At 48.0% G+C, this 22,300-nt stretch carries 14 protein-coding genes; 3 read left to right on the forward strand and 11 right to left on the reverse strand.

Annotated elements, in window-relative coordinates:
- Window positions 1-18: 18 nt before the first annotated feature.
- From DEF30_RS06040 to DEF30_RS06050, 3 genes are all read right to left on the reverse strand, one after another.
- The gene (locus DEF30_RS06040) at window positions 19-1,275 is read right to left on the reverse strand and encodes a hypothetical protein (protein WP_294097417.1); all 1,257 of its coding nucleotides are present in this window, start codon (window positions 1,273-1,275) and stop codon (window positions 19-21) included.
- A gap of 31 nt (window positions 1,276-1,306) precedes the next feature.
- Window positions 1,307-2,413, reverse strand: coding sequence for a ring-opening amidohydrolase (locus tag DEF30_RS06045; protein WP_294097418.1), 1,107 nt, complete (start codon window positions 2,411-2,413; stop codon window positions 1,307-1,309).
- Window positions 2,414-2,566: 153 nt separating this feature from the next.
- A complete protein-coding gene (locus DEF30_RS06050; protein ID WP_294097419.1) occupies window positions 2,567-4,198 on the reverse strand; it encodes a PucR family transcriptional regulator in 1,632 nt (543 codons plus the stop codon).
- A gap of 237 nt (window positions 4,199-4,435) precedes the next feature.
- On the opposite strand from DEF30_RS06050, the gene DEF30_RS06055 reads away from it, so the two are divergent.
- On the forward strand, window positions 4,436-4,765 hold the full coding sequence (locus DEF30_RS06055) for a hypothetical protein (RefSeq protein ID WP_294097420.1): 330 nt from the start codon (window positions 4,436-4,438) through the stop codon (window positions 4,763-4,765).
- 124 nt (window positions 4,766-4,889) lie between these two features.
- Here the strand turns inward: DEF30_RS06055 and nagA are convergent, their stop codons facing one another.
- The 7 genes from nagA to DEF30_RS06090 all read right to left on the reverse strand — a co-directional run bounded on the left by nagA (window position 4,890) and on the right by DEF30_RS06090 (window position 16,002).
- Complete coding sequence (gene nagA, locus DEF30_RS06060) at window positions 4,890-6,089, reverse strand: N-acetylglucosamine-6-phosphate deacetylase (RefSeq protein ID WP_294097421.1); 1,200 nt, start codon at window positions 6,087-6,089, stop codon at window positions 4,890-4,892.
- Window position 6,090: 1 nt separating this feature from the next.
- Entirely contained in the window at window positions 6,091-6,864 is a 774-nt protein-coding gene (locus tag DEF30_RS06065; RefSeq protein ID WP_294097422.1) for a MurR/RpiR family transcriptional regulator, read from the reverse strand.
- 113 nt (window positions 6,865-6,977) lie between these two features.
- Window positions 6,978-8,315, reverse strand: coding sequence for a 6-phospho-alpha-glucosidase (locus tag DEF30_RS06070; protein WP_294097423.1), 1,338 nt, complete (start codon window positions 8,313-8,315; stop codon window positions 6,978-6,980).
- Between the two features lie 45 nt (window positions 8,316-8,360).
- Window positions 8,361-9,929 (reverse strand): PTS transporter subunit EIIC, encoded by a 1,569-nt coding sequence (locus DEF30_RS06075; protein WP_294097424.1) that lies wholly within the window; start codon window positions 9,927-9,929, stop codon window positions 8,361-8,363.
- A gap of 273 nt (window positions 9,930-10,202) precedes the next feature.
- Window positions 10,203-13,175 carry a DNA topoisomerase (ATP-hydrolyzing) gene (locus DEF30_RS06080; protein ID WP_294097425.1) on the reverse strand — a complete coding sequence of 991 codons (2,973 nt, stop codon included), beginning with the start codon at window positions 13,173-13,175 and terminating at the stop codon, window positions 10,203-10,205.
- Between the two features lie 11 nt (window positions 13,176-13,186).
- A complete protein-coding gene (locus tag DEF30_RS06085; RefSeq protein ID WP_294097426.1) occupies window positions 13,187-15,127 on the reverse strand; it encodes a DNA topoisomerase IV subunit B in 1,941 nt (646 codons plus the stop codon).
- Window positions 15,124-16,002 (reverse strand): methyltransferase domain-containing protein, encoded by an 879-nt coding sequence (locus DEF30_RS06090; RefSeq protein WP_294097427.1) that lies wholly within the window; start codon window positions 16,000-16,002, stop codon window positions 15,124-15,126. Before DEF30_RS06090 ends, DEF30_RS06085 begins: the two co-directional genes overlap by 4 nt.
- Before the next feature lie 418 nt (window positions 16,003-16,420).
- On the opposite strand from DEF30_RS06090, the gene dusA reads away from it, so the two are divergent.
- Both dusA and DEF30_RS06100 read left to right on the forward strand, forming a co-directional pair.
- The gene (gene dusA / locus DEF30_RS06095) at window positions 16,421-17,440 is read left to right on the forward strand and encodes a tRNA dihydrouridine(20/20a) synthase DusA (RefSeq protein WP_294097428.1); all 1,020 of its coding nucleotides are present in this window, start codon (window positions 16,421-16,423) and stop codon (window positions 17,438-17,440) included.
- Between the two features lie 325 nt (window positions 17,441-17,765).
- Window positions 17,766-21,602 (forward strand): S8 family serine peptidase, encoded by a 3,837-nt coding sequence (locus DEF30_RS06100; protein WP_294097429.1) that lies wholly within the window; start codon window positions 17,766-17,768, stop codon window positions 21,600-21,602.
- A gap of 112 nt (window positions 21,603-21,714) precedes the next feature.
- Here DEF30_RS06100 and DEF30_RS06105 read toward each other — a convergent pair whose 3' ends face one another.
- Window positions 21,715-22,299: a TetR/AcrR family transcriptional regulator gene (locus DEF30_RS06105; RefSeq protein ID WP_294097430.1), complete on the reverse strand. Its 585-nt coding sequence runs from the start codon at window positions 22,297-22,299 to the stop codon at window positions 21,715-21,717.
- Between the last annotated feature and the right edge of the window lies 1 nt (window position 22,300).

Genomic DNA, 22,300 nt, shown 5'->3' on the forward strand with positions numbered 1-22,300 from the left:
ATTACGTCTTGCTGTCTGTTATACAAAAATCACGGCCATGGCAGTGAGAAGCACCATCGCGCCAATGACATACTTGAAGTTCATTCGGATGACTCCCATGATGTCTGAATCAAAGCCCTTCGCTAAAGCTGCCACATTGATCTGCACCGGGCTGATCTGGGTACCAAGACCTGTGGCAATGGCCACAAAGCCCATGGCTTCCGATGGAAGTCCCAAAGCAGACAGGGTTGGCAGAATAAGGGTCAGCACTCCAGCAGTGAATGCACCAGAAGGAATGGCGATGAGGAACGCGATGATCATGGCCACGGGGAGAATGATGGACTCCGGCGCATTTCTTGCGATGCCCGCAATCTGTTCAAAGGTGCCCAGGGCTGCAATCATGTTGATGAAGGATAAGAAAATACCCACAGAGAACATGGTGGTCAGAATGAATCTGGACCCGTCAATGAGTGCTTCAGATGTTTCATCAGAGTTCATCTTGGTGAGAAGTACGGTCAGCACCGCTGTAAGAATCACTGTGGTGGCTGGATTGAAGAGGGAAAAGCCGATGAGTCCGTTGATCTTGGATCCACCTACCACCATGAGAAGCAGTGCGATGGCTGGGAAGGCTCTTTTGAGAAGCTGACCTGTAGTCGCATCCTGAAGATCTTCCTCTTTTTTCGCGTCTTTTCCAGCAAAGAGAGCACCTCTCTTCTTCACGCCATAAACTGCCAGTCCAAAGGCAAGAAGGTAGAATACCACGGTGAAGGGCATCATGTTTCCTGCATGGACTGCCACATCCACCCCTGCGCTTTCAGCCGCCAGAATGGTTTCTGTGGAAGCTGGGGATGTAGTGAAGCCTACTGCAGAAATGATGGCCATGGCTGCAATGACTTCAGGTACTGCACCTACAGCAGCCGCCACAAGTGGCGCGGTGACCATGGTGTTTCCTGCACCCATGCCTGCCATATAGGTGGCAAAACCCTGGATGAGGACAATGAATCCTGCTAGAACTGCAATTTTACCTTTGAGGCTCTTGCTGAACAAGGCCACCAGAGCTTCGATGCTTCCTGCCTGGGAAACCATGGCAGCAGAAGCCGCATAAAGGATTGGCACTGTGATGCCCAGCATATTGGAGATGCCGCCCACAAACATGCCTGAAACATCAGAAAGGTTCATCCCGCCGATGAGAATGGCAGCCAGTCCTCCGAAGAGGCCTGCCACCAGCATATGCTTCTTCATGAAAAGAAGCGCAACAACTATGATAAGAGGCACAAGATTAATCAGTAAATCCATTTTCTGTCTCCTTTACGTCACTCTTCGACGTTTATTTTTCGATGATAACAGCCACAGGACCGCCGCCTGCTGGTCCCTGGTGCTCTGCACCACCGGACACATAGACCATAGGGTCTCCCACAAGTCCTGCGATGAGTCCATTGACCACAGCTCTTGCATGTCTTGTGTGGTTGATGTCAGAGTCCGTCAGCATGGTGTTTCTTCTGCCTCTCACATAGCCGTCCGGTGAAGCTTCTGCCTTCGCCAGCACATTGACGATTCTCTTCTTGTCTTCTTCTGTAGGCAGCTTGTCCACAGAAAGACCCGCACTGTTCATGGCTTCGATGATGCTTTCCAGATCAATGGCATCCTTCATGACGCTGTGGCCGATTCTGTACTTGCTCTTTGATCCCTTGGCATTTCCCATGAGAATGATCTCGCAGTTTAGAAGTTCAACCCCTGCGGAAGTAGAAGCAACACCGGAATACAGGCTGTAGTCTTTTAAGATGGTCTCTTCTGTGACCTTCGCCTCATCCACTTCACCCAGAGCAATGGCAACGCCAAGAGCAGATGCGCCTCTGGTGTATCCCATGGACTTGTAGGTATCGGTGACCACAACTTTCTTTCCACGCTTTTCTGCATCCAGGATTCTGTCAGAGGTTAAAAGTGGACACTTTATCTGCACAAAATGCACATCGTCCTTGCTTTCGATGTTTGCCTGCTCCATAAGCTCCAGCACCACTCTCTTCACTTCCTGAACCATGGTGACGGTACCCATCTCTTCTGGCAGGAAGTTTCTGGTGAATCCCACCGTAACGTTCAGTGCTTTTTCCTCAGATGAGGTTTCCTCTTCCAGTTCTTTTCTTGTGAAGATCATCACATGAGGAGACATGACTCCTTCAGTTCCACCAGACATGACAAAGGCCACCTTCTTCTCCACTTCATGCTCGGATAAGCCTGTGAGATCAGAGATGGTTTTTCTGTACGCCATGGTGCAGAATCCTCTGGTGAAGTCATTGACACAGCCGTTTCCTTCTGTCTTTCCGAGAACTGCAATGATGTCCTCTGCGACGATCTCTCCTGCTGCTACTTTTTCCTTCAGTACGGACACATCATCGGGTCCTGCCACTGGAAGTTTGAATACGTTGATATCTACCATGTTGTTTCCTCCTAGAATGTTGATTGTTAACAAATTATCTGTTGCCCTCATCATATCATGAAGGAAAATGTGATTTCATCATGATATAGTGCCAAAAGAAAACGAGTTCACTGTCACCAAGTGACAATGAACCCAATGATGATACTATCTGTGTTATAGCTCTTCTTTTCGTTCTCTAGACTTTTCCGCCTCCTGCCATATATAGGCATAATAGGCAAAGACAAGTTCTCCTAAGGAGAAGCCCTGCTCCAGCTCCACCCCCAGCTCTTTGAGCTTCTCGATTCTGTGGCGCATGGTATTGTAGTGGATGAAGAGCCTCTTGGCAGCGTTTTTGGCATTTAAGTTCTCTTCCAGAAGCACCTGAAGGGTTTTCAGAAGATCTCCGCTGTGGGTTTTCTCATGGAGAAGAAGCCTCCCAAGCTTCTTCTCCACAAAGGCCTCCAGAAGAACTTTGTCCTTCATCTCCCGTAAAAGAGAGAACATTTCATAGTCCCGATAGGAAGAGGTGAAGGAACTTTCTTTCAGAAGGCTGCCAATCTCCAAGGTCATTTTCGCCTGTCTGTAAGACGAAGGAAGCTCTAAAATGGAGAGTGCTTCTTCGGAGATGCCGATGCCAAGACGCATCTCTGTCTTTTTCATCTGAAGAAGCTTCTCCGCGGCATTTTTTAACGCTTCTTCCCTCTTTTCCAGGAAGATGGTGTTGATGAAAATAACGATGGAGTCATCGAGATACACATACTTGAACTTCTTGCCTGTGAGTCTCAGCTCTCTTTCCAGCACGCCGTCAATGATTTTCTCATCCATGACCTCTTCATAGTAGGTCTTTTTCATTTTCTCGTCACCTGCAAAGATCTTCAGCACCAGGATCACCTGGGGAAACTCCATGTTCCAGCCGAAGTACCGGGCTTTATTGATGGTCTCCATGGGCGAGGTGACCTTCCCCTGGAGGATGTCACGGATAAAGGAGTCCTGGAAACTTCTTTCCTTTTCCATCACCGCATAGTTTTTAAAATATACGGAGGCGATGAGAAGCGATGCTTCCTCTGCCGCCACCTGAAGACTGTCGCTTTTTCCATTTTCTTTCAGAAGAAGAAGATAGCCAAAAAGCCTCGCTCCAGCCCGGATGGGGTGAAGAATATAGTCTTCTTCACTGAGAAGCTTTTCTCCCAGATGAACTTTCAAAACGCCCCTTTCTGGTGTTCCTGTGAAGGTATAACAAGGGCTACAGGCTTCTCCGGACCGGTGAAGAACCTTATAGGAGGCATCCAGAAGCACCGCTTCACTCTGACAGATGTCCGCAAGGCTCTGAAGAAGCTCCGGGATTTCCCGGCCTTCCAGAAAGAGCCCCATGAGGCGGTCGTGGACATTATTTCTGAAGTTCAGCACATCCATATGTTTTTTCAGGGAGATCTCCAGGATCTCTGTGACGAGACCCGAAAGGTTCGCTTCTTTGGGAAGCTCAATCACCGGGAAGGAAAGGGCATCCGCCTGCTCCTTCATCCGTTCTGGAATTCCCCCGATGTACCGGAAAGGCTTGATGCAGATGCCGGAGACTCCCAGCTCAGAGAGCCTTGGAATCAGCTCCTCCATGGCCTTCTCATCCTCATAGACCGGAAAGAGGGTCGTAATAAGAAGATTATTCTTTTCCACATAAGGAAAGATATCTGGAACCTCCATGAGCATGGCATTATTCACCATGAGATGCATGCCCGCTGCTCCGGCCACCACCTTTGCATTCTGGAATCCTTCCAGCTGAAGTATGTTTTCAATTGTCACCAGTGCCATCTTTCTATCTCCCCCTTCTATCACTTATGTACATTATGCGGAAGACCGCCCCCTTTGACAAGGCCTCTCTCCTTCTTTCTCCCTTAGAAACCAAAAGAAGAGAACAGATGAAGATATATAACAATAGTAATCCTGATTTTCTAGACTATAGTAGTATTACAATATATAATAGAGTAGAAGTAAGTGGTTTTATTATGTTTTGTAAAATACAAATTCAATATCTTGGAGGTATGCATCATGGCAAACTTATTTGAGAAAAAAGAAAGAAGCCCTCTACGCCAACTGTTCCTAAGTGTTTTCTCTGTTGCACTCATGGCACTGAATAACAATGAAAAACTGAGTACCATTCCATCTGCTTATATTCCCTATCGACTGTTCCTAATCATCTTCAGTATCTATGTCCTCGTGAAGGGCGTTTTGCTGATCCTTGGCACATTGAAGGAACGGAAAGATAGAACAGTATCCCAAAATCTTCAGATACTTTTTATAGGGGTTGCCTTGATTCTTTTGGTGTTTGTCGCCACCGACATGACGCTCCATACAGTAAACTATATCAGCACTATATAAACAATCGCACGGGATTCCACGGAGTCCCTTTTGTTATGCCTGTTATCTCAATGCAAAAACCTAGAGATGGGAAAAAGTCTCTGTGAAAGAAGCATATTTCTTCACAGAGACTTTTTCATTGATTCTATTCTTTATGGATCTTCTGAGATATCCCTTCCACATAGACTTCCATGAGGTCCATATGGTTGTCCAGCACCAGGAAATCCGCCTTCTTTCCTTCTTTCAGAGATCCCACCTGATCAAAGACACCAATGTACTTGGCTGGATTTTCCGAAGCCATGGTGATGATCTCCTCTAAAGAAATGCTGTGCTTTTCCATGATGGTCTTCACCGAGGAGAAGTAGCCCATCTCCAGGTTTTTTACTTCTTCCACATCCCGTCTGTTTAGGCGGTACTCCTCGCCAGAATCCTTCCGGATGAGGACAGACTCTCCATCAGGGATATAGGTTTCCTTCCGGATGTAGTGATGGAAAGGACTCTTCACATGGGCAAGACCCGTGCAATCCGTGCACAGCATGATGCCCTTGGCCCCTTTCACTTTATAGGCAATGCGGAAAGCTTCATGAGACACCGTCATTCCCGTCTGCTTGGCAAACTCGCAGTAGAGATCCTCAAAGAAGAGAGCAGCCCCCACCACGCCAGGTCTTCTATGATGAAAGCCCCGCATGCCGCTGTACATATGGGTGACGCCCCCGAGGCCATAGCCCTTGAGCCTTCCGATGTCTTCCAGCTCCGCTGCGCTGTGACCGATGCTGATCTGGACCTTCTTCTCATGAAGATACTTTATGACCTCCTCCGCACCAGGAAGCTCCGGTGCCAGGGTCATGAGATACACATGCTCTTCTCCTATGGCAGACAAAAGCTCCTCTGCCACTTCCACCGTGGGATCGAGGCAGAACTCCTCCTTCTGCATCCCTTTGAACTCTTTATTGATGAAAGGTCCCTCCAGATGGACGCCAAGGATCCTGGATCCCTTTTCCGGTGTCCAGTTTTCCACCGCTTTCTTCGCTTCCACCAGGCTTTCCTTGATCTCTTCAAGATCATCGGTGCCTGTGGTGCCAAGAAAGGTGGTGACTCCTTCTTTCACCATGCTTCTCGCCATGGCATTGAGAGACTCCTCGGTCTTTTCATACCAGAAGGATCCGGTGCCAAAGCCATGGACATGAAGGTCCAGAAAGCCCGGAATGATATGGCTGTCACCATAATCAAGAAATCCTTCTCCCTTCCCCTCTTCATGAATAGATACAATTCTGCCATCCTGGACTTTGAGGAATCCATCCACAACGCCTTTTTCTGTATGTATATTTCTAGAACGAATGATCATGTCAAACTCTCCTTTTCTCCAGCATTTTCTGCGTATAGGTCAAGAGAATCTGGAGCGTCAGATGCATGCCCACTCTGGATATGAGATCATTGACTTCTGTATCTGTGGTTTTGGCATAGGCATACAGCACGCTGTCTGCGTACTTTTCCACTTTATTGTCCGAAAAACCAGTGATCACCAGCACCTTGGCCCCACGGATCCTGGCCCCTTTGGCAATATCGAGGATCCTCTTGGTGTTTCCGGATAAAGAAAGAAGAAGCACCGCTTCATCGGGCTCTATATGGTCTTTGATGTTGTCGATGAGATTGAAGTCATCCACGAAAATAGTCCTTATTTTCAGCATGGCGAGCCTAGTATTCAGGTAGCTCCCAAAGGGTTTCGAAGCTCCTCGGGCCACCACATAGACGGTTCTCGCCGACTGGAGAATCTCGGACATCTTGGCCACATTCTCCTCTTTCTGAAGATCCAAGGTCTTTTCGGCTTCCTCCCGGAGATCCCGGAGAATCTCCGAAAAAGATACCTCTTCTATTTCCTTCCACACCTTCTTTTCTTCTTCAGAAGAGCTTTTGAGATAGTATTTCAGCTCCGTATAGCCCTCAAAGCCCAGTTTTTTACACAAATTGATGATGGTGGTCTTAGAGATGAAGAGTTTTTCTGAAAGATCCCTGGCAGTCATCTTCACCACCTCTTCCGGCGAAGACGCCATGAACTCCACCACTTTCTTCTCCAAGCTGCTGAGCTGTCCGTAGGAACCTGTGAGTCTATCCAGTTTCATATTTTGCATGCACCCCCTTTCTCCAGTATATCAAATTATTTAGGAAGAAACCCCCAACGCCTTGGGGGTTTCCTTCATTTTCAGCTCTTTCTCTTTTATGTTTCTATGATCTCCTACAGCTCTTTTTTCTCTAAAGTCCAGTAGTCCGAGCTGTGGTCCATGAGATCATCCAGCACCAGCTTCGCCTTCACAGGATCCACAATGGACCGATTTAAAGTAAGGGCCTGGAGTGCTTTGGTGTAGTCTTTTTCCAGGTAGCTTTCCACCGTGAGCTTCTCATAGGCATACTGGCCTTCAATGAGCCCTTTATAGAAAGGCTTCACCTCTCCATAAGGAATCATCTTCGCACCTTCTTTTCCAAGGTAAGAGGCCAGCTCCACCATGGCGTCTTCCGGAAGGTTTGGAATGAGGTCTCCATTTCTGCCAATGACCACAAAGACTTTATTGAGGTCATTGTGGATGGAGTCCACCACTTCCACCATAAGATTTCCAAAGACTTCTCCCTGCATCAGCGGAATGTCTGTAAGGTTTCCCTGCTCCTCCGCTTTTTTCAGGATATCCAGCACCTTTTTCTCCCGGCCCAGCTTCGCTTCATCTACCCTTGTAAAGCTTGGATCCGAATCTTTCACGATCTCTTCTGCAAAGAAGTAGTACTGAAGATAGGTGTTTGGCACATATTCCGGAAAGAACTGCATGAGCTTGTTGACGTTCTTATAGGTCTTCAGCCAGGAAGGGTCTCTTTGCTCCGCGTTGAAAGGCTTGAACTCATGGCCCATGAGGTAGTCCTTGAGCTTTGGAAGAAGCTCCTCCCCGGTCTTTGCGTTCTTTAGAGAGGTGAACCAGCCAAAGTGGTTGAGGCCAAAGTATCTGGGCTCTAGATCATACATATCCTCGCCGAGAATTTTCGCAAAGGACTTGATCATGGAGTAGGGCTGGTCGCAGATGTTCATGATGCGCTTGTCCTCTGGGAAGACCTTGTCCAGTGCCACCGCCACGATGGCGGCAGGGTTTGTGTAGTTGAGGATCCAGGTGTCCTTGGAGTACGTTCTCACGGTGTTCACCATATCAATCATAGCGCCGATGGACCGCATGCCATAAGAGAAGCCTCCCGGACCGCAGGTTTCCTGACCCACCAGGCCGTACTTTAGAGGAATCTTCTCATCGACACTTCTCATGGTGTCCACACCCACTCTCATGTTGCAGAGGACATAGTCCGTGTCTCCATAGGCTTCCTCTTCTTTGGTTGTGAACAGCACTTCCGCCTCACTGTAGTACTCCTTGAGGGTGAGATCGATGTAGGCTTTCACTCTTTCCAGCCTTTCTTCATCAATGTCAAAGAGTATGATTTTTGCTACGGGCAGCGTTTCCTTATAATAAATGAGACTGCCAATGAGGGCAGGAATCCGAAGGCTTCCAGCGCCCGCAATGGTAATCACAGGGTTCTTTCTCATGGTAATTTCCTCCTTCTTTTAAAGGAGCTAAAGGGGAGAACCCCTTTAGCTGATCATCTTCAGTTCGTCTGTAACAGCGTTTTTCACAAATTCCACATTGGGTCCGAAGACGATGTGGATGTGGTTTTTCATGGGGAAGAAGATTCCGGAGGTGCCGGAGTCTTTCAGCCTTTCCTTGTTCACCAAGTTCATGTCCTTCAGGTCAATACGAAGCCTTGTGACGCAGTTGTCCACGTTGACAATGTTAGAAGATCCACCGATGGCTTCAATGACAATCTTCGCCACTTCTCCATAACGCTTTTCCTTAATGAGGTTGTTGTATTCATACTCATCACTTTCTCTTCCAGGGGTGGCAATGTTATATTTCTCAATGGCCCACTTGAAGATAAAGTATGTGGCAATGGCTAGAGGCACACCCACGATGAGGATGTTGTACCATCTGGTGTTCTCATACATGAGACCGAAGATGGCAAAGTCAAAGATGGTTCCTCTAATGTATCCTACCCCAGTACCCATGAGGTAAAGCGCCACAGCGCCCACACCTGCAAGAAGCACATAGACCACGTAAAGAAGCGGTGCGATGAAGAGGAAGGAGAATTCCATAGGCTCTGTGATGTTCCCAAGAAATGGTGTAATCACCATGGTGATGATGATACCTTTTACAAAAGGTCTGTTCTTGGCATAGGCACTCTTATACATGGCAAGGCCGATGGCAGGGATGATGAAAAGAGTCACCAGCATCTGGTTCTGCGCCATGAACTTGGTGAGCTCTGGCAGCATTTCCCAAGCTTCAGAATTAGGTCCCTGATTAAAGAGCACTTCGTTTAAGGTTGGAAGAATACCAGTGAAGGTTTCTCCGTCAATGACGTAGGTTCCTCCGGCTGGGGTGAATCGGATCAGCGCACTCCATACATGATGAAGACCCAGTGGAATAAGAAGCCTCACCATCAGTGCATTGACGAATGGTCCAACCGCACCTACCAGGATGACCTTGGACAGGGCAATGAGTCCCTTGGTGAGATATGCCCAGAAGAAGGGAATAATGAGCCCTGCAATGGTGGCCCATACAATGCTCACCATGGGCACAAACTTCTTACCGGAGAAGAAGGCAAACGCTACGGGAAGCTCTTTGTTGTAATACTTGTCTGCTGCGAAGGCGCCGATGAGACCGGCGATGATGCCGCCAAGGACATCGAGCCTTAAGGTCTGGATGCCAAGGACCATGCCTTGACCCACCTGAGCCATGGTTTCGGAATCCGCCAGGGTTCCCGTGGCCTTTAAGTAGACGTTGATGGTGATGTTTAAAATGAGATAGGCGATGATGGAGGAAAAGACAGAAATGCCCTTCTCCTTCCTGGACATTCCATAGGCTACGCCCATGGCAAAGAGTACCGGAATATTAGAAAAAATAATGTCGGCGATACTTCGTAGGCTGGTTAGAATCAGCTGAAGCGTCTCATTGGCTAAAAATGGCACTCTTTCGACCATGTACCCCTGAACCAGGGCACCTGTCAGTCCTAGAATCATTCCCATGGGGGCCATGATGGCGATGGGCAGAAGGAGAGATCGTCCGAATCTCTGGATTCCTTCACTGAATCGTTCTCGTTTTGTCATGTACTGCACCTCTTTCTTGTTTGATACTCTTACCTTATCGGAGAGAAAATAAAATGAAAAGGGTTTCTCACCCTTTAGGACGCATATTCCCAGTTTTGCCTTTGGTCAGAACCTGTGACCATGGTATAGAACCCTTGCGTCTCTAGGCTCTAAGATTGATTATCTCTATATCTTCACTGAACCTGTACGGACACAAGTCTTTCTGTTATGGAAAAACGGACCAGCCTTCTACTAGGCTGATCCGCTTATTCTAACCGTACATTTTAGCTGTTTTTAGTTGAGATCCACCTTGTTGATGGTATCTCCGAGGTACAGGGTCATGATGCTCTTTCCTCGGGTGGCACGATTCTGAAGCTTGATGTCCGAAATCACTTGAGTTTCATCGGCATTACCCTTGGATCCCACAACCATTTCCTTTTCCTCGGTGATGATCTTCGCAAAGAACACCCTGTCCTCTTCCCGAAGATTCATCCCAAGAACGCCCGCTGCATTTTTCGATAATAAAGAAATACTGGATGATTCAAACCGGATGGCCATCCCTTTAGAAGACACCATGAGCATGGTCTCCTCCATGTTTTCAGGGAAGGCTTCTGCATAGACCAGTTTATCCGTTGGCGTTTTGAACTTCACCACTTGCCCCTTGGTGGAATCGCCCTTAAAGTCTTCCACAGAGGTTCTCTTCACGATGCCTTCTTCGGTGGCAAAATACACTTCTTTCCCGGAATTTGTCTCCTCCTCCAGGGTAAAGATGCCCACCACCTTCTCATTCTTGTCGTAGTCGTCATAAAGGTCCTGCATGAGAACGCTTCCTGTAAGATTTTCAAACATATAGAGGGGAAGCTTATAGTAGGCCCCAAGACTCGTGACAATGACGAGGATCTCATAGGACTCTCCAGAAGCCTTATACAGATTACGGGCTCTGCTGGCCCGTTGGGTCAGCTTGATTTCTCCTCGGTCGGAGACTGTGACATTGAAGGCCTTGGCTTCATAGTCCTCCTCATAGTGGACACGGTAGACCTCATCCTTATCCGGCAGGGATAAGAAAGGATCCGGTGTTGTCATACGGTCCTTGACCTCCACATGGGCCTCGGGCACCGTGAAGTCCAGACCATTCTTTGTGAGGATCCTGATAAACTCAGGGGCCTTTGGCAGCTCCACAAGATGAAGCGCTTCCTTATGCTCATAAAGGAAATCTTTGTATTTTTTAGGCAGCAGTGCTCCTGCTGTATTCTCATAATAGATCCTATGCTTTTCAAGGACCACAGACACCAGCTTCTCTTCCCCTTTCAGCTTCAGGGCAATGATCTTGGTGTAACTGGTCTTGAAGCTTTCAAGACTCGTTCTCTTCATGGCTCCTCGGGACGTGATGAAGCGGAAGGTGCCTTCCTCTTCCGGATTCTCCAGGCTGAAGGCACCAATGACAGACTCCTCATTGAAGTCAATGCCCTTGATGTAGTTGTCCAGCCGTACGCCCTTGTCCTTCCACTTGTGCTCCGGCACATCCATGGTCTTCATCTGATACAGCATCCCCGCATCCGTGAAGATATAAAGAAGATCCCGGGTGTTGCTCTCCAGAAGCACAGACAGACTGTCCCCTTCCCGATACTCAATGGCAGAGGTGTCGGAGGTGACCCTCTGGAAATTCTTCAGCGGCAGACGCTTGATGAAGCCTTCCTTGGAGATGGTCACCGCTACATCCTCCTGGACGATGATGTCCATGACATCAATGACTGCTTCCTCCTCGTCCCGGATGATCATGGTTCTTCTTTCATCCCCGTGGGTTTCCGCCACTTCCAGAAGCTCCTTCTTCACCAGCTTGTTGAGCTCTTTTTCGCTGTTTAGGATCTTCTCTAGGGACGCGATGAGTTTTTTCAGCTCGTTGTGTTCCTTCACATAGGCTTTCAGCTCTAATCCTGTGAGTCTGTAGAGCATCAGCTCCAATATGGCTGTGGCCTGCTCCTCAGAGAAGCCAAAGTTTTTCATGAGGTTCTCTTTGGCGTTGGCTTTGGAACTGGACTCCCGGATGGTCTTAATGACTTCATCCATGATGTCAATGGCCTTCATGAAGCCTTCCACAATGTGGAATCTCTTCATGGCCGTCTCCAGCTCTTTCTTTGTTCTTCTTGTTAAGACTTCTCTTTGGTGCTCCACATAATAGCGGATCATATCCAGAAGACTCATGGTTTCTGGTTTTCCTTTATAGAGGGCCACCATGTTGAAATTCACATTAATCTGCAGGTCGCATCTTTTGTAGAGATAGAGAAGAATCTTTTCTGCCGTCTCCAGATCCACCTGCTTTTTAAACTCAATGACCGCCCGGACGCCGTTTCGATCGGACTCATCCCGGATGTCCATGATGCCTTCCAGAACCTTCTGATGACGCTTGTCTGCCGTCATGGCAGAGATCTGCTGAAGAAGCTTCGCCTTGTTCTTTCGATAAGGAAACTCCGTGATGACGACGCCATAACGTCCCGTGGTGAGCTTCTCCACTTTGGCATTGGCTCTTAGGACGACTTTTCCTTCGCCCTTTTCATAGGCTTCTTGTAGAGAGTCTCCACCTATGAGAACCCCCCCTGTGGGAAAGTCCGGTCCTTTGATGTGGTTCATGAGCTCTTTTACAGTGATGTCTTCCTTGTCAATGTAGGCGCACACCGCATCAATACTCTCTCTCATGTTGTGAGGAGGAATGTTTGTGGCAAGGCCTACGGCAATACCGAAGGCGCCGTTCACGAGAAGATTGGGGTATCTGGCCGGAAGCACCTTAGGCTCCAGCTCTGTATCAGAGTAGTTATAGGTAAAATCCACCGTATCTTTATCAATGTCCCGGAGCATTTCCATGGCCCCGGGCGAAAGCCTGGCTTCAGTGTAACGCATGGCAGCCGCGCTGTCTCCATCGATGGAGCCCCAGTTTCCATGGCCGTCTATAAGAGGCAGCCTTGTGGAAAAATCCTGGGCCAGGATCACCATGGCCTCATAGACCGAAGAGTCTCCATGGGGATGATACTTTCCAAGGATGTCCCCCACCACTCTTGCGGATTTATAGTAGGGCTTATCCGGAAACGCCTTCAGCTGATAGGCACCATAAAGGATTCTTCTATGAACAGGCTTCAAACCGTCCCTAACATCCGGCAGAGCTCTGTCCTTGGCCACTTCCACGGCATAGGGTAGAAAATTGTCCGGCATGGCCTCTTCCAGAGGGACATTCAAGATGTTCTGGTCTTCAGGAATTCTGTTGTCTTTCGCCAAAATGCCACCTCCTAAAATTCTGCATGTTTATAAATATAGTTTTTACGGGGCTCCACCACGTCGCCCATGAGTAGAGACACCATACGCTCCGCCCTGGCGGCGTCATCGATGGTGACCCGAAGAAGGGTCCTGGTCTCCGGATTGAGGGTAGTTTCCCACAGCTGGTCCGGATTCATTTCTCCCAGACCTTTAAATCTCTGAATGTTGTAGTTTTGTCCAAACTCTTTCTTCAGCACTTCCAGATCATCATCGGAGTAGGCGTACTTATGAACTTCCCCCTTCTTGGTCTGCTTGTAGACCTTATAAAGAGGGGGCTGAGCCAGATACAGCATGCCATTACTGATGAGGGGCCGCATGTAGCGGTAGATGTAGGTGAGCCACAGGGTTCTGATGTGATATCCATCCACATCGGCATCGCTCATGATGATGATTTTCCCGTAGCGCACATCGTCCAGCTTGAAGCTCGTTAAGGTGCCGGTGCCGATGGCTGTGTTAAAAAGCCTCAGCTCTTCGGATCCCAGAACGTTTTCAAGCTTCTGCTTTTCCGTGTTCATGATCTTTCCCTTAGACGGCATGATGGCCTGGAACCGTCTGTCTCTTGCCTGCTTGGCGGATCCTCCTGCGGAGTCTCCCTCCACCACGATGAATTCCAAAACATTCTTGTCTCTTGAGGTGGCTACAGCAATCTTTCCTGCCAGAGGAGAGGTGCCTTTACCCACCTTTTTACGTTCCATGTCACTGATCTTCTTGATCTTTTCCCGGCGGGTCGCCGCATCAATGGCGTTCATAATAAGCTGAGAAGCGATGTCCTTATGGTCTTCAATCCACTCATAGAACTTGGTGTACGCTAGATCGTTCATAAGGGTGTACGCTTCAGAGTTTCCAAGCTTGTTCTTGGTCTGCCCTTCAAACATGGGGTTTGTGAGACGCACCTTCACAATGGCTGTCATGCCTTCCCGAAGATCGTCCCCTTCAAAGTTTTTGTCTTTCCCCAGGTTCAGCTTCTTTGCCCACTCTTTGAACGCTCTTGTCATGCCGGTCTTGAACCCCGTCTCATGGGTACCTGCCTCATTGGTGGGAATGTTATTCACATAGCTTGCAATGTTCTCCAAAGAAGAGTCTGTAAACTGCACACAGACCTCCCCTTCCAAGGTCACATTGCCAATGCTTCTTTCGCCTTCAAAATGGATGGGCTCCTCATGGATCACGGTCTTGGATTCATTTAAATAGGCAATGAAATCCAGCAGTCCCCGTTCACTGTGATAGGTCTTCTCCACAGGTTCTTCGCCCCGAAGATCCTTTAAAACCAAGGTGATGCCCTTGTTCTGGAAAGAAAGCTCCATCATTCTCATGTCGATGATCTCAAAACGGAACTCCACATTGGTGAAGACTTCCGGGTCCAGCATGAACGTGACTTTCGTTCCCTGCTTCTTGGTGCTGCCCACGGTTTCGAGCTTTGTCACCGGTGTTCCCGGCATCTTTCTGTCGTACTTCTTGTCATAAGCATGTTCAAAACGCTGGCGATAAAGCTTTCCGTCCTTATGGACCTCCACTTCCAGCCACTTGCTTAAGGCATTGACCACAGAAGCGCCTACACCGTGGAGGCCACCTGAAGTCTTATAGTTTTCGTGGTTGAACTTACCACCGGTATGAAGCTCTGTATAGACCATTTCCACACCAGAGATCTTCTTGGTGGGATGTATGCCCACAGGAATGCCACGGCCATTGTCAATGACCGTGACACTCTTATCTTTGTTCAAAATCACATAAGCCGTATCCCCATATCCATTGGTGATCTCATCAATGGCATTGTCGAGGATCTCCCATACACAGTGATGGACTCCCTTTTGTCCGGTGCTTCCAATGTACATCCCCGGACGGACTCTTACAGGCTCGAGTTTCTCCAGCGAAGTTAAGTCTTCTACACTATAGCTTTTATTCTGTTCACTCATAGAGACACTCCTTCCTCAATTTTCTTTGGATACCCGAAGGTGGCCAGATGCACATCAATGGTGACCTTGGACAGCTTGGCTCCGGGTTCCAGAATCGTTTTGTCCCACAGCATGGGCGTCATGAGAAGCAGATCATCCGCATAACGCTCTACCTTTTTCTGGACTCTTATATCCCGCTCCTTGTATACCACCGTGTGGCTTTTCAGATGGGAGACGATTTCTCCATTGTCATACTCGGCCAGACCATAGAGCTTCCGAAGCTCTGTCAGGTACTTTGCCCCCGGAATTACCTTATAGGCACGGCCTGAAGGGGAAAGGACCCGCTGAAACTCTTTATAGCTGGCAGGGGAAAGGATATTTAAGATCACATCAAAGGAATTGTCCTTAAAGGGCAGTGCACTGAGGTCTGCCACAAAATAAAGAGCGTCGTTCATTTTTCTGCCTGCCAGAAGAATCCCGTCCTTCGACAGGTCTACGCCTACCATGGACACCTGAAGACCTTTTTCTTTCAGCGCCTCTCCCAGCATGGCCAAGTGACTTCCGTCTCCACAGCCTGCATCAAGAATTCGGATGACATCCCCTTCCTTTTCCAGAAGCAGGATATCCTCATAGATCTCTTCGGCCAGGGCCGTTAAGATCTCTTCAAAAAAACCCTCTCCCATGACCCGCTCTCTTGCTTCCAGCATAGCCAGGTTGTAGTTTTCTTCTCCATAACCCAGCACGAAGTTCACGGTGCCTTTCTTGGACACATCATAGGTATGGCGGTTTTTGCATTTTAAACTTTTTTCTTCCACATGAAGCTCTTCTCTGCACTTGGGACAAAGAAGAAGGTCCATCTCTTTCATCTGAATGATTTTCTGATCCATTTTTTTCATCTTCTAAACTCCTGTCTTCTTTCTCTTAAAAAGAAGGTGTTCATTCGGTTTTTCCATGCGTTGCCATGAAAGCATCTGCATAGCACATACTGCGGTATGATAAGCCTGCATGCTAAACCCATTCTAAATTATAGCAGAAAAGCCCAGGGATTGGAAAATGAAACTTTGAGGAGAGCGTGTCTGCGTCTTTTTCCCATCGGGATACCCCACGATTTCTCCCCCTCCTTCCAGGTCTTCTCCTCTTTCCTTCCTGTTAATTTTCTATGAACTGGCTTTCAAACTTCTTTCTGTTGAATGTATAATAAACAGATTATCCCCCAAAGGAATCCTTCAAAAATAATCCATGAAGGATCTTATGAACTGCCTCATGGAGAAAAGACCCCTGATTCCATGGAAAAGATAAAGGAGAGTTAGCATCGTGCAACGAATCAGTATTGCCCCCATGATTGACGTCACCGACCGTCATTTCAGATATTTCACAAGGCTTCTCACAAAGAAAGCCATGCTCTATACAGAGATGATCACCAGCAGCGCCATCCTCCACGGAGACCGGAAGAAGCTTCTGGATTTTTCAACTCTTGAAAAACCCATCACCCTTCAGATCGCTGGCTCAGATCCCAGAGAGATTGCAGAAGCAATAAAAATTGCAGAAGACTGGGATTATGATGAAATCAACTTAAACGCTGGCTGCCCTTCCGACCGGGTCTCAGGAAATGACATGGGGGCCTCCCTCATGGCTTATCCGGATCTTGTGGCAGAAATCCTTGGTGAGGCAAGAAAGGTCACAAAGAAGCCTGTCACCGTGAAGTCCCGCATCGGCATTGACGGCACGGGTGTGCTCCCTGACTCTCTGCCCCGGGTGATGCTCGACCAGTATGAAGATCTATACCACTTTGTGAAGACGTTGAAAGACCGCGGCACAGAGCATTTCATCATCCACGCAAGGATTGCCATCCTAGCCGGCCTCAGTCCCAAGGACAACCGGGAGATCCCGCCTCTTCGCTATGAGGATGTGTACCGCATCAAAAAAGAGTTTCCGGATCTTTTTGTGGAGATCAACGGTGGCATCCGGACAGTGGAGAGCATCAAACGCCATCTGAACCAGGTGGATGGGGTCATGATCGGCCGCGCTGCCTATGAGGATGCCTATCTTCTTTCAAAAGTGGATGCACTTCTTCCCGGAGAAACCACTCCTTCCCCCACAAGACGGGAAGTCATCGAGAACTTTCTTCCCTATGTGGCCCAGTTTGGCGAAGACAAACGGACAGCCCATCGTGCGCTGAAAAACACCTTGGGTCTTTTTCATGAAAGACCGGGAAGCAGGCTCTGGCGGCAGCTTGTAAGCAGCTCTCTTCATCCGGACATGACCGCAGAAGAGGTGCTTCATAAAGCCCTCAGGGAACTTCCTGAAGAAAGCCTCCATGAAACCTCCCTGTAACAAGCGGAAAAACCAAGAGAATCTGTTGGGATCATCCTGAAAGATTCTCTTTTTTGTGACAATAATCCTATACAACCATGTCGAAAACTTATTTGAATTTCGAAGTAATATTTCGTATTTATCCACAGAATACCGATGGTATTTTTAAACATCTGGTAGAATATAGTTACAAAACGCAAAATATGACAAATCAGTTACAGAATTCTTGTGAATAAACTTCGCAATTGCTATAATTATCACAGAATTTCAACCTCTGGATAGGTTCTTTTTTTTCATCATAAATATTCAGAATTGACATTCAATTGAATCATAGGAGGGAACATACTTGAAAAGACACATGGTAAAATTCACATCCGTTCTGTTGTCGCTGTTTCTACTGTCGTCCAGTGCCCTCACAGTAAAAGCTTCTCCTCTGGTGCCCAAGGATGCATTGAAGAGCCCTGAAAGCACCCTAAGGGATACCACCTCCACCAGCATCGCCAAGAGCAAAGGCGACATCCTCTATGAAGATGACGATGTGGTGCGTCTTCTCATCGAAGTCACCGGAAAACCAGTCATCGATGTGGCGACAGAAAGAGGTGTTTCTGTAAGAGATCTTACAAAATCCTTGAAAAAATCCATCACAGACAAGAACCGCGCAACCCAGAAATCCGTCAAGGATCTGATAAAAGCTGCGGGAATTTCTCTCAAAGAACTGGAAACCTATGATAATGTCCTCAATGGATTCAGTATTGAAACCACCTACAAGAACCTGAAAACCATCAAAAACCTGAAAGGAGTCACCCACGTATCCGTGGCCCATACCTTCTCAAGACCTGAGCCAGATATGAGCAGCAGCACAGAAATGGTCAACGCCATCAAAACCTGGACAGATACAGGATATAACGGCGAAGGCATGGTCGTTGCCATCATCGATACGGGCACTGATCCATCCCATAAAGATATGATCCTTTCCGATGAAAGCAAAGCAAAACTCACTGCTTCTACTCTGAATGGACTGCCTGGAACCTACCGCACAGCAAAGGTTCCTTATGGCTACAACTATATGGACAAGAATCAGGAGATTCTCGATTTAGGACCTGGTGCATCAATGCACGGCATGCACGTGGCCGGTACCGTAGGCGCGAATGGCGACTTGGAAGCCGGTGGCATCAAGGGTGTAGCCCCTGAAGCCCAGCTTCTTGCCATGAAAGTATTTGGAAATAATCCGTCTATGCCTTCCACCTTTGGAGATGTCATTGTGAAAGCCATCGATGATTCTGTGGCTCTGGGCGCAGACGTCATCAATATGAGCCTTGGCTCCACCGCTTCCTATGTGGATGAGAATGATCTGGAGCAGGTGGCCATCCGTAATGCCATGGAAAACGGCGTCATCGCAGCAGTATCTGCTGGTAACTCCGCCATGTTCGGCGACGGCTTTGACAAGCCTTACACAGAAAATCCGGACATCGGCGTAGTAGGTTCTCCAGGTCTTGCTCCTGAAACCATTCAGGTAGCGTCCATTGAGAACAACATCGTCACTGCAAATGCCCTGTCTTATTTCTACGCAGGAGAAGAACTTCTAGCTCCATACGCCAATGCTGGCCCTAAAGACCCCAAAGATGTATTCACAGAAAGGGTTCCTTATCTTCATGCCGGTCTCGGTGGGCCTGACGATTTTGCCGGACAGGATTTCAATGGCAAAATTGCCCTCATTGAAAGAGGCAGCTACAATTTCACAGACAAGATCCAGAACGCATATAATAACGGCGCCATCGGCGTCATCGTCTACAACAGTCCTGCAGGTGGAGATGGTCTCATCAATATGCTCTACCCTGAAGGCATCAGTATTCCAGCGGTCTTCATCGGAAGATCCCATGGACTGAACCTTGTGGAACTCTTGCAGACAGAAGGAAACTATGTGGCCTTCTCCGGCAAACTTGCAAAAGCAGGAAATCCAGAAGCAGGAAACCTATCCGGATTCAGTTCCTGGGGCACCACACCGAACCTGGACTTCAAACCAGAAATCACCGCCCCTGGCGGCAGCATCTGGTCTACTGCTCAAAACAACCAGTACCAGACCATGAGCGGAACCTCTATGGCAGCCCCTCATGTGGCTGGTGGATCTGCCCTGGTTCTTCAGAGAGTGGATGAATACTTCAACTTATCCTCTTCAGAAAGAGTTCTCATGGCGAAGAACCTCCTCATGAATACAGCCATCGCCCACCACGATACTGGAACATACAACAGCTACTTCGGAAACGGCGACTACAACTACTCTTCTCCACGAAGACAAGGCGCTGGAGTCATGGATGTCTACGCCGCAGTGGTAAGCCCAGCCGTGGCCTATGAAAAAACCTCAGGTATTGGAAAAGTCAGCTTGAAGGAAATGAAGGATGTCACTACATTCAAAGTAGACGTGAAAAATCTGTCCGATGAAGAAGTGACTTATGTGCCCAGAGGCACCGTGCAGACGGATCTTTCCGACGGCGAGTATAACTATCTGGAAACCCAGGGAGTATACTTAGATGGCACCCTGGAAGAATATGGACCAAACGGACTATACTCCGGTGAGTACCCCATCTATTTCAGTGAAGACTCTTTAACGATTCCAGCCGGAGAAACAAGAACTCTCACGGTCACCGTAGACGTGACCAATGGTATAGACTGGTACTACAATCTGCCTTTATCAGAAGTATTCCCCAATGGAACCTTCCTGGAAGGTTTTGTGGTGCTGGAAGATCCAGAAGAAGTGAACCCAACCCTCAGCATTCCTTACATGGGATTCTATGGAGAATGGGATAAAGCTCCTATAGTGGATCAGAGCATCTATGAAGGCAGAAGTTTCTATGGCATCACTACTCTGGCCTGGTATGATCAACCCAATGAGATGTTTGAGTTCCTGGGTGTGGACCTCGATGGCGCAAGAGACAAGAATACCATCGCTTTCTCTCCAAACAGAGACAAGAACCGCGATGATGTACTTCCTCTACTATCCTTCTTAAGAAACGCCAAGGAAATGGAACTGAATATCCTTGATGAGAGCGGAAAGATCATCAGAGCGCTCTACAAGGACAGTAACCTCACAAAGAACTACTATGACGGTGGTAACGGTTCTCCTTACACAGCAAGCCTGGACTGGATCTGGGACGGAACAGCTGGAGGCAAGCTTGTAAAAGACGGTAACTACTTCTATGAGGTGAAAACAAAGATCGACTTTGAGGATGCTGCATGGCAGAGCATGAAGTTCCCTGTAAAAGTGGACACCAAGAAGCCGATGAAAGAAAGCCTCGCCTATGATGAAGATACCAAAACCCTTAGCGTAGAAGGTAAAGATGACTTCAGCGGCATCTATGCCTATGTGCTGGAAATCACCGGTGAAGAGCCTGTTTCAAACAATACAGGTATCTTTGACTTCACGGATATAACCTTAACCAAGAAATCCACCCTGAAAATCTATGACTTTGCAGGAAATGTGGAAACTCTGGATCTTGCCAAAGAACTGAGAAAAATCATCAAGCCTGTGAATCCTGAACTTCCTGGTATTCCAGTACCAGAGCCTCCTATCCCACCTGCAGCCTATCTGGAGCCTGAAACTCCTGTTGCCGGTGATGTGGACGCTCCTGTGGTCATGGTCGAGTCCCCAGAATTCTTTGAAACTGTCACTTCAAAAATAGTGACGGTAACAGGAACGGTCTCTGACCCATCTCCTCTGGAGTATCTGAAGATCGATGGAATGAATGTGCTCTACAGATGGAACGCAGCCAGCGGCAAATGGGTCTTCACCCACACGCTGCTTCTTGAGGATGGCTACCATTCTATTCGCGTGGATGTGAAAGACAAAGCCGGAAATCAGCTGGACTTCCTCCACAAGATCTTTGTAGATACAAAGAAACCTGTGATCAATCTCACAGAATCCCTCCCAAGAGTCACCAAGGAAGCCTCCATCACATTGAAAGCACTTGTATCAGACAACCTGCCGGATCTAAAAGTGACACTGAACGGCAATATGCTGGTAAATATCGAGCAGGACTGGTCCTACTTTGACAGTCTGGCCCCTGCTTCCTATTCGGTAGAAGAAAGTATTCCGCTGAACCTTGGAAACAACACCATCATTTTAGAAGCGGAAGACAGTGCAGGAAACCTGACGAAAATGACCTATACCATCAGACGTAACAAATAATCTCTCCCATGGAGAAGACCCCGAAAGGCAGCTGCAGATTTTCTGCAAAGCCCTTTCCGGGGTCTCTTTCATGGGGTATATAGTAAGCTCAACGAAAGGACCATAAGTTTTCCTAGTAGCCAAACTCCTTTAAGATGGTACCCGTCTTCAGCCCCAGCGCCTCCTCAATGAGAGTGCAGTGGATCTCGGGATCTGTAACTCCTTCCACATAAAGGTCTGCAATGCCGTGGATGAGAATCTTCAGCATATAATCCGGATACTGAAGATTCAGATATCCTTCCTCCACCCCTTTTTGGAGCAGCACTTTCGCATGCCGAAGCGCTAGCTCCGAAAGGCTGGTCTTTACCAGTTCGAAAAGACCTGGATTCTTCGGCGTGATGTTCATGAGGGCTGGATGCTCCTGGATGGATAGAAAAAACACCTTCACCACCTGACCCAGACGCTTGTGGAAAGAAAGCCCTTCCGTAGAAAGCAGCATTTTTATTTCTTTCTCCACACCTTCAGAAAAACTCTCCACCACAGCCTTCACCAGTTCCTCCTTGGAACGGAAGTAGTAGTAGATGAGCCCCTTCGCAACGCCCATGGTTTCTGCAATGTCATTCATGGACGTTTTCTGGATCCCCTTCTCTTCAAAAAGCCCCAGGGCAGTCTCCAGTATTTCCTGTTTCCGTTCCTCCGGATGTTTTGTAATACGCATA

Source organism: Proteiniclasticum sp. (genome assembly GCF_003514505.1).
Taxonomy (GTDB): domain Bacteria; phylum Bacillota; class Clostridia; order Clostridiales; family Clostridiaceae; genus Proteiniclasticum.